Annotated in this window: 6 protein-coding genes (1 of these 6 cut by a window edge); all 6 read right to left on the bottom strand. The window is 47.1% G+C overall.

The features are described from left to right. Nucleotides 1-413: the 5' portion of a hypothetical protein gene (locus CWC22_RS01470; RefSeq protein WP_138539854.1), read on the bottom strand. Its footprint begins 373 nt before the window's first position; 413 of the gene's 786 nt are visible here — the first part of the coding sequence; its start codon is at nt 411-413; its stop codon lies off the left edge, out of view. 476 nt (nt 414-889) lie between these two features. Next, nucleotides 890-2,074, bottom strand: a complete 1,185-nt coding sequence (tuf, locus tag CWC22_RS01465; protein WP_010387468.1) for an elongation factor Tu — start codon at nt 2,072-2,074, stop codon at nt 890-892. Nucleotides 2,075-2,131: 57 nt separating this feature from the next. Beyond that, nucleotides 2,132-4,246, bottom strand: a complete 2,115-nt coding sequence (gene fusA, locus CWC22_RS01460; protein ID WP_138539489.1) for an elongation factor G — start codon at nt 4,244-4,246, stop codon at nt 2,132-2,134. A 27-nt stretch (nt 4,247-4,273) separates the two neighbouring features. Next, nucleotides 4,274-4,744, bottom strand: a complete 471-nt coding sequence (gene rpsG / locus CWC22_RS01455) for a 30S ribosomal protein S7 (RefSeq protein ID WP_010387307.1) — start codon at nt 4,742-4,744, stop codon at nt 4,274-4,276. Between the two features lie 102 nt (nt 4,745-4,846). Then, nucleotides 4,847-5,221: a 30S ribosomal protein S12 gene (gene rpsL / locus CWC22_RS01450; RefSeq protein ID WP_010387308.1), complete on the bottom strand. Its 375-nt coding sequence runs from the start codon at nt 5,219-5,221 to the stop codon at nt 4,847-4,849. A 191-nt stretch (nt 5,222-5,412) separates the two neighbouring features. Continuing rightward, nucleotides 5,413-9,594: a DNA-directed RNA polymerase subunit beta' gene (gene rpoC, locus CWC22_RS01445; protein WP_138539488.1), complete on the bottom strand. Its 4,182-nt coding sequence runs from the start codon at nt 9,592-9,594 to the stop codon at nt 5,413-5,415. Nucleotides 9,595-9,614: the final 20 nt, after the last annotated feature.

The raw sequence follows: 9,614 nt of genomic DNA, 5'->3' as shown, positions 1-9,614 counted from the left end.
ATGGTTGCAGTAACTCCCTCAGACAGAAGCGCTTCACGTACACGTTCCCCCTCATAAGTGTATTTCCATTTCTTATCTACAATAGCAACTAAGTTAAGCTCTTCCTCTTGAGCGTCGATAATTTCCTCAAGCGGAACAACCTCAGCATTTACTTCGGCTTCAAGCTTGCTTTTAATCGTTGCAAAGATCTCTGCTTTTATCGAGGGATTAGTGTCATACTTTTTGACAAAGTTATTGAATATCGTAGTGCCGTAATGAGTATGAGTAAACTGATCCTGAACCTGGACAAGTACAGCAACCTTAGGGTTATTCACCGGTTGAAAGTTCTCTACGGGAGGAATAAAAGTGCTTACACAGCCGCTTAAGAACAAAATTACGATAGGGGAGAATAAGAGCTTTATTACAGACTTCATATTTTACTTCTTATGGGTTAAATCTATTTCATTAAATTTATTATTGAAATTCTAGTGGGGTAGATGCAGCTAGCACAGATGTTACCTGATAGGTAGTGACGTCTCTCACGTAAAGGAAATAGGCCAGTTTAACGGAACACCCTGCTCACCTGCATTGCCTTGTGGAAGACGTGCCTTCAAATGACAACTTTCACTCAGACATTAAAAAAGACCACCGAAGTGACCTTTTTTACAATGCTTATTTGCATTAACTAAAGTCGATATTACTCAACGATAGTTGCAACTAGCACCTACATCCCCCTGTAGAGAGCGTCACCTATCGTGCAAAGGGCTAATGACACAGTGCTTGCACTGGCATTTCCTTTGCGCAAGGTGAAATGAGCCAGTTTAACTGAACGCCCCACTTTTCTCATATTTCAGGCATTAAAAAAGGCCGCCTAAGCGACCTTTTTCAAAGTGTTACTGCAATCTGTAGATTATTCTACGATTGTAGCTACAACACCAGCACCAACTGTACGGCCACCTTCACGGATCGCGAAACGTAGACCTTCGTCCATCGCGATTGGAACGATTAGCTCAACAGTCATCTTGATGTTGTCACCAGGCATTACCATTTCTACGCCTTCTGGAAGCTCAACGTTACCAGTTACGTCAGTTGTACGGAAGTAGAACTGTGGACGGTAGCCTTTGAAGAATGGAGTATGACGGCCACCTTCATCTTTAGACAGTACGTATACTTCTGAAGTGAACTTAGTGTGTGGGTTGATTGAACCAGGCTTACAAAGAACCTGACCACGCTCAACTTCATCACGCTTAGTACCACGTAGAAGGGCACCGATGTTCTCACCTGCACGACCTTCGTCAAGCAGCTTACGGAACATTTCAACACCTGTACAAGTTGTCTTCGTAGTTTCTTTGATACCTACGATTTCAACTTCGTCGTTCACGTTGATGATACCAGCTTCAACACGGCCAGTTACAACAGTACCACGACCCTGGATTGAGAATACGTCTTCGATAGGCATGATGAACGGCTTATCGATGTCACGCTCTGGCTCTGGGATGTAAGAATCTAGTGCTTCTGCAAGCTCAACGATCTTGTCTTCCCACTCTTTCTCGCCTTCTAGCGCTTTAAGAGCTGAACCCTGGATTAGAGGCAGGTCATCACCTGGGAAGTCGTACTCAGAAAGAAGTTCACGAACTTCCATCTCTACTAGCTCTAGAAGCTCTTCGTCGTCAACCATGTCACATTTGTTCATGAATACGATGATGTAAGGTACACCAACCTGACGAGAAAGTAGGATGTGCTCACGAGTTTGAGGCATAGGACCGTCAGTTGCAGCAACTACCAGGATCGCGCCGTCCATCTGAGCAGCACCAGTGATCATGTTTTTAACGTAGTCAGCGTGTCCAGGACAGTCAACGTGCGCGTAGTGGCGAGTTGGAGTGTCATACTCAACGTGTGAAGTTGAGATTGTGATACCACGCTCACGCTCTTCTGGAGCGTTATCGATTGATGCGAAGTCTTTCGCTTCACCACCGTATACTTTTGCAAGTACGTTAGTGATTGCTGCAGTTAGGGTAGTTTTACCGTGGTCAACGTGGCCGATAGTACCAACGTTAACGTGCGGTTTCGAACGTTCAAACTTTTCTTTTGCCATTTTAAAAATTCCTATAAAGAAATTAAAGTCCAGCCCTAAGACCGGACCGAACTAAAATTACTTAACAGCGCGAGCTGCAATAATTGCGTCAGCAACGTTTTTCGCCGCTTCTGCGTACTTGGAAAATTCCATTGAGTACGAAGCTCGACCTTGTGTTGCAGAACGAAGATCAGTTGCATAACCAAACATTTCAGACAGCGGGACCTGAGCATTAACTTGCTTCAGACCACCAAATGAGTCGTCCATACCTTCGATTATGCCTCGACGACGGTTCAGGTCGCCAACGACATCACCCATGTTTGCTTCAGGGGTGGTGACTTCTACCTTCATAACGGGTTCAAGAATCACTGGCTGCGCATCAAGCGCGCCCTTCTTAAAGCCCATTGCGCCGGCAATCTTAAACGCCATCTCGTTTGAGTCAACATCATGGAATGAGCCATCAAACAAGGTAGCTTTCACACCCAGCATAGGATAACCAGCAAGAACACCTTGCTTCATCTGTTCCTGGATGCCTTTGTCAACCGCAGGAATGTATTCCTTAGGTACTGCACCACCTACGATTTCATTAACGAATTCGTAAATCGGTGCGTCTTCATCAGCAACTTCCATAGGTTCGAGCTTCAACCAAACGTGACCATATTGGCCGCGTCCGCCTGATTGACGTACGAATTTACCTTCGGCTTCAACCGAACCGCGGATCGTTTCACGATAAGCAACTTGAGGCTTACCTACGTTACATTCAACACTGAATTCACGCTTCATACGATCTACGATGATATCCAGGTGGAGTTCACCCATACCTGAAATAATGGTTTGGCCTGATTCTTCGTCGGTTTCAACTCTGAAAGACGGGTCTTCCGCAGCCAGCTTACCTAGCGCGATACCCATTTTTTCTTGGTCAGCAACGGTCTTAGGCTCTACTGCAACCGAAATCACAGGCTCTGGAAATTCCATACGCTCTAACGTGATAACAGCATCATGAGCACAAAGCGTGTCACCTGTGGTGACGTCCTTCATACCAATTGCAGCGGCAATGTCCCCGGCGCGAACTTCTTTGATCTCTTCACGCGAGTTAGAGTGCATCTGAACGATACGTCCAAAGCGCTCTTTTTTGCCTTTAACTGGGTTATAAACCGAGTCACCCTGACCTACTGTGCCGGAATAAACTCGGAAGAAGGTAAGCGTACCAACAAATGGGTCGGTGGCGATTTTAAACGCCAGAGCAGAAAACGGCGCATCATCGTCCGCAGGACGCGTTGCTTCGCTTTCATCGTCCAGGATACCCTGGATCTCTTTAACCTCTGTTGGAGACGGCATGTATTCAATCACGGCATCAAGCACAGCCTGAACACCTTTGTTCTTGAATGCACTACCACAGCTCATTGGCACAATTTCATTGTTCAATGTACGCTGACGGATCGCGGCCTTAATTTCGGCCTCGCTCAGTTCACCTTCTTCAAGATATTTGTCCATTAGCTCTTCAGATGCTTCTGCGGCAGATTCGAGTAGCTCTGCGCGCCACTCTTCTGCCAGCTCCTGAAGCTCTGCCGGGATCTCTTCATAGTTGAAAGTCATCCCCTGGTCTTCAGCATTCCAGTTGATGGCTTTCATCTTGATGAGATCGATAACACCTTTAAATTCATCTTCAGCACCGATTGGTAACTGAATTGGCACAGGTGCAGCGCCAAGACGCTTTTTCACCTGATCCACAACGGCCAGAAAGTCTGCACCGGTACGGTCCATTTTGTTGACGAAAATCATGCGAGGTACTTCGTACTTGTTCGCCTGACGCCAAACGGTTTCCGTTTGTGGTTGTACACCTGATGAAGCACATAATACGACTACAGCGCCATCTAGTACACGTAATGAACGTTCTACTTCGATGGTGAAGTCTACGTGTCCGGGAGTATCGATGATGTTTATACGATGCTCATCAAACTGAGCATCCATCCCTTTCCAGAAACACGTGGTCGCAGCAGAAGTGATGGTAATACCACGCTCCTGCTCCTGCTCCATCCAGTCCATAGTTGCGGCACCATCATGCACCTCACCAATTTTGTGAGACAGGCCCGTGTAATAAAGTACACGTTCCGTGGTGGTGGTTTTCCCCGCATCTACGTGAGCACAAATACCGATATTACGGTAACGCTCAATAGGAGTTGTACGTGCCATATTATCCTCTTAAAGGTCTTGGGCAGATTACCAACGGTAGTGAGCGAATGCTTTGTTCGCTTCAGCCATACGGTGAACGTCTTCACGTTTCTTAACCGCAGTGCCTTTGTTGTCAGCAGCGTCGATCATCTCTTGAGCCAGACGAAGGCCCATTGACTTCTCGCCACGCTTACGTGCAGCTTCAACCAACCAACGCATACCTAGTGCGTTGCGACGAACTGGACGTACTTCAACTGGTACCTGGTACGTAGAACCACCAACACGGCGAGATTTAACCTCAACCTGTGGACGTACGTTCTCAAGTGCAGACTCGAAGATTTCTAGGTGCGACTTGCCTGATTTTTCAGCAGCCACGTCTAGCGCACCATATACGATTTTTTCAGCAGTAGACTTCTTACCGTCAAGCATTACTACGTTAACGAATTTAGCAAGAAGCTCTGATCCGAACTTCGGATCTGGAAGAATTTTACGTTGACCTATTACGCGTCTTCTAGGCATTTTCTTTCTCCGGTATCTTCAGGTTCGTCTTACTACGACGAATTCCCAAAACAAAATATATAAATTAAAACTTAAGTGCTTGGCCTTACTAACGGAGAACCATTAGCCCTTAGGACGTTTTGCACCGTACTTAGAACGACCTTGTTTACGGTCATTTACACCAGCACAGTCCAGCGCGCCACGTACTGTGTGGAAACGCACACCTGGTAAGTCTTTAACACGACCACCACGGATTAGGATAACACTGTGCTCTTGCAAGTTGTGGCCTTCACCACCAATGTAAGATGTTACTTCGAAGCCGTTCGTTAGACGAACACGCGCTACTTTACGTAGTGCAGAGTTTGGCTTCTTAGGTGTAGTTGTATATACACGAGTACATACACCACGCTTTTGAGGACAAGCTTTAAGAGCAGCTGAGTTGCTCTTAGTAACCTTGCTGCGACGTGGCTTACGTACTAGCTGGTTAATAGTTGCCATTAAATAGCTCCTGAATTAATAAAAATTACTACTGAAAAAATCAAATTTCGCCAATTTAAGCGTTCTGTTATTCGAACGAATAAATGGGTGGCGGAATTTTAATGAGCAAAGTTTAACCTGTCAACCAAAACAACTAAAAAGGCAGCGTTAAAGCTGCCTTTTTATTGCAATTGACGTGTTTTTCGTCAATTTTAGTCTTGGCCACCAAGCAAGTCTGCATTTAGTGCGTCTGTCAGTGCCTGAGATGCTTCTTCAGCACTTACAGTTTGCTCTTCAACTGCAGCTTCATTTTGCTTACGACGGTTGATGCGATCTAAGTGGTAAGAGAAACCGGTACCCGCTGGGATCAGACGACCCACGATAACGTTTTCTTTCAGACCACGAAGCTCATCACTCTTACCATTTACTGCGGCTTCAGTCAGGACACGTGTCGTCTCCTGGAACGAGGCTGCAGAGATGAAAGACTCTGTTGCCAGTGAGGCTTTAGTAATACCCATCAGCTGAATTTCGAACTTCGCTGGGATCTTACCTTGTTTCTCTAGCTCACGGTTTGCGATGTTAACGCGCGCCACTTCGGCTTGTTCGCCTGCCAGGAACTCACTGTCACCACCATCAAGGATGATACATTTACGCAGCATCTGACGGATAATGGTTTCGATGTGCTTGTCGTTAATCTTTACACCCTGTAGACGATATACTTCTTGTACTTCGTTTACGATGTAATTAGATACGTCAGTCACACCACGCAGACGTAAGATGTCGTGCGGAGATTCAGGACCATCGGCGATAACTTCACCTTTAGATACCTGCTCACCCTCGAACACGTTCAGCTGACGCCATTTCGGGATCATTTCTTCGTATGCATCACCCTCTTCCGGTGTAATCACCAGGCGCTTCTTACCTTTGGTTTCTTTACCAAAGCTAACGGTACCTGTGATTTCTGCCAGGATTGCTGGATCTTTCGGCTTACGCGCTTCAAACAAGTCAGCAACTCGAGGTAGACCACCCGTGATATCACGAGTCTTCGAACCTTCCTGCGGAATACGTGCCAGAACGTCACCCGGCTGTGCCGTTGCACCATCTGTGATTTCGATGGTAGTGAACGAAGGCAGACGAATTTCCTGCAGACCACGCTCTTCATTTTCAATGATCAGCTTAGGCTCTTTTGCATTCACCTTAGCAAGGTCTTTAACAACCACACGCGTCAGACCAGTTAGCTCGTCTGTTTGTGCTTCAGTGTTAGAATCGTCGATGTCGCTGAACGATACTTTAGACTCGTGCTCGATGATGATTGGGTGACTATGCGGGTCCCAGGTCGCGACAATGTCGTTACCTTTAACTTCTGCACCGTCACTCACTGACAATACGGCACCGTAAGGCACTTTATAGCGCTCTTTCTCACGGCCTTGCTCGTCAATAACCGTAATTTCGGTTGAACGTGAGGTGATCACGATCTTGCCGTCGGTATTGATTACGAACTTCGCATTGTGCAGCTTCATGCTACCGTTGTTCTTAACCTGAACGCTGTTTTCTGCAGACGCTCGAGATGCCGCACCACCGATGTGGAAGGTACGCATCGTAAGCTGTGTGCCCGGCTCACCGATTGACTGTGCCGCGATAACACCAACAGACTCACCCGCGTTGATGATGTGGCCACGAGCAAGGTCACGACCGTAACACTTAGCACATACACCAAAGTCGTTTTCACAGGTGATAACTGAACGTACTTTTACTTCGTCCACTGAGTGCTCTTCTAACAGGTCACACAGCTTCTCATCAAGCATCACGTTACGTTCAACCAGCACTTCGTCAGTGCCTGGGATAACCACGTCTTCTGCAACAACACGACCCAATACACGCTCACGCAATGGCTCTACAACGTCACCACCTTCAATCAGCGGCTTCATCACTGTACCTTCAAGGGTACCACAATCTGATTCGTTGATGACCAAATCTTGTGCAACGTCTACCAGACGACGAGTCAGGTAACCCGAGTTCGCTGTCTTAAGTGCGGTATCCGCAAGACCTTTACGCGCACCGTGCGTCGAGATGAAGTACTGTAGTACGTTCAGACCTTCACGGAAGTTTGCTGTAATAGGTGTTTCGATGATTGAACCATCCGGACGAGCCATCAGACCACGCATACCGGCTAGCTGACGGATCTGAGCAGCACTACCACGTGCGCCCGAGTCGGCCATCATAAACACTGAGTTGAAAGAGTCTTGCTCTTCTTCTTCACCCTGCGCATTCACAACCGTGTCTTTCGACAAGTTCGCCATCATCTCGCGTGATAAGTTTTCATTAACACGTGACCAGATATCGATAACTTTGTTGTATTTCTCACCCGCAGTTACAAGACCAGACTGGAATTGCTGGTTGATTTCTGTAACTTCAGCTTCTGCCGCTTCGATGATGCCTGTTTTAGTTGGTGGGATTTCCATATCGTTGATACCGATAGAAACACCCGACTTCATCGCATAGTGGAAACCGGTGTACATCACTTGGTCCGCGAAGATAACGGTATCTTTCAGACCCAGACGACGATAACACTCGTTCAACAGACCAGAGATTTGCTTTTTACCTAGCGCACGGTTGATTAGTTCAAACGGCAGGCCAGTCGGCATAATCAAAGACAGGATCGCACGACCTACCGTGGTTTCAACCACTTCAGTCACGTCTTTACGTTCACCTGTTTCGCCATCAATATGTACTTCTGCGATACGTACTTTTACGCGTGCGTGTAGTTCTGCAGCGCCAGTACGGTATGCTTTTTCAGCTTCTTTCGCATCTTTAAAGGCAATACCTTCACCTTTTGCATTGATACGATCACGCGTCATGTAGTACAGACCCAATACAACGTCCTGTGAAGGTACGATGATTGGCTCACCATTCGCAGGAGACAGAATGTTATTGGTCGACATCATTAACGCACGCGCTTCAAGCTGTGCTTCCAGCGTCAACGGTACGTGTACCGCCATTTGGTCACCATCGAAGTCAGCGTTATACGCCGCACACACTAGTGGGTGCAGGTGGATTGCTTTACCTTCGATTAGTACTGGTTCAAACGCCTGGATACCAAGTCTGTGAAGTGTTGGTGCACGGTTCAGTAGAACCGGGTGTTCACGGATCACTTCGTCAAGTACGTCCCAAACCTCTGGTACTTCGCGCTCTACCATCTTCTTCGCAGCTTTAATGGTAGTCGCCATGCCGCGGCGCTCCAGTTTGCCGTAGATGAATGGCTTGAATAGCTCAAGTGCCATCTTCTTAGGCAGACCACACTGATGTAGTTTCAGTGTAGGACCAACTGTGATTACAGAACGGCCAGAGTAGTCTACACGCTTACCTAATAGGTTTTGACGGAAACGACCTTGCTTACCTTTGATCATGTCTGCAAGCGACTTCAGAGGACGCTTGTTAGAACCTGTGATCGCACGACCACGACGACCGTTATCCAGTAGTGCATCCACCGCTTCTTGCAACATACGCTTTTCGTTACGTACGATGATATCCGGAGCAGCGAGATCAAGTAGACGCTTAAGACGGTTGTTACGGTTGATAACACGACGGTATAAGTCGTTTAGATCAGACGTCGCAAAACGACCACCATCCAGTGGTACAAGTGGACGTAGATCAGGTGGCAGAACTGGTAATACGCTCATTACCATCCACTCAGGGTTATTACCTGACTGGTGGAATGCTTCCATCAACTTAAGACGCTTAGTAATTTTCTTACGCTTAGTTTCAGAGTTGATGGTTGGCAGCTCTTCACGCATTTCAGCGATTAGCTGACCCAGGTCCAAATCACGTAGCAAATCAAGTACCGCTTCGGCACCCATCTTCGCTTCGAATTCATCACCGTGCTCTTCCAGTGCATCCAGGTACTCTTCTTCACCTAATAGCTGACCACGCTCAAGCGTTGTCATGCCAGGTTCAGTTACTACGAATGATTCGAAGTAAAGTACACGCTCGATATCACGAAGCGTCATGTCCAGCATCAGGCCGATACGAGACGGCAATGATTTAAGGAACCAAATGTGTGCAACTGGGCTAGCCAGCTCAATGTGACCCATGCGGTCACGGCGTACTTTAGTCAGTGTAACTTCAACGCCACACTTCTCACAGATCACACCACGGTGCTTTAAGCGCTTGTACTTACCACACAAACACTCATAATCTTTTACTGGGCCGAAGATACGGGCACAGAATAAGCCGTCACGCTCAGGCTTGAAAGTACGGTAGTTAATTGTCTCAGGTTTCTTTACCTCACCGTAAGACCATGAACGCACCATGTCCGGCGAAGCAAGACCAATACGAATTGCATCGAATTCTTCGGTCTTATTTTGTTGCTTCAGAAACTTAAGTAAGTCTTTCACCTTAGCTCTCCTGTCGGAGT

The organism is Pseudoalteromonas rubra (assembly GCF_005886805.2).
Taxonomy (GTDB): Bacteria; Pseudomonadota; Gammaproteobacteria; order Enterobacterales; family Alteromonadaceae; genus Pseudoalteromonas; species Pseudoalteromonas rubra_D.
This window is presented reverse-complemented; position numbering and strand designations above follow the sequence as displayed.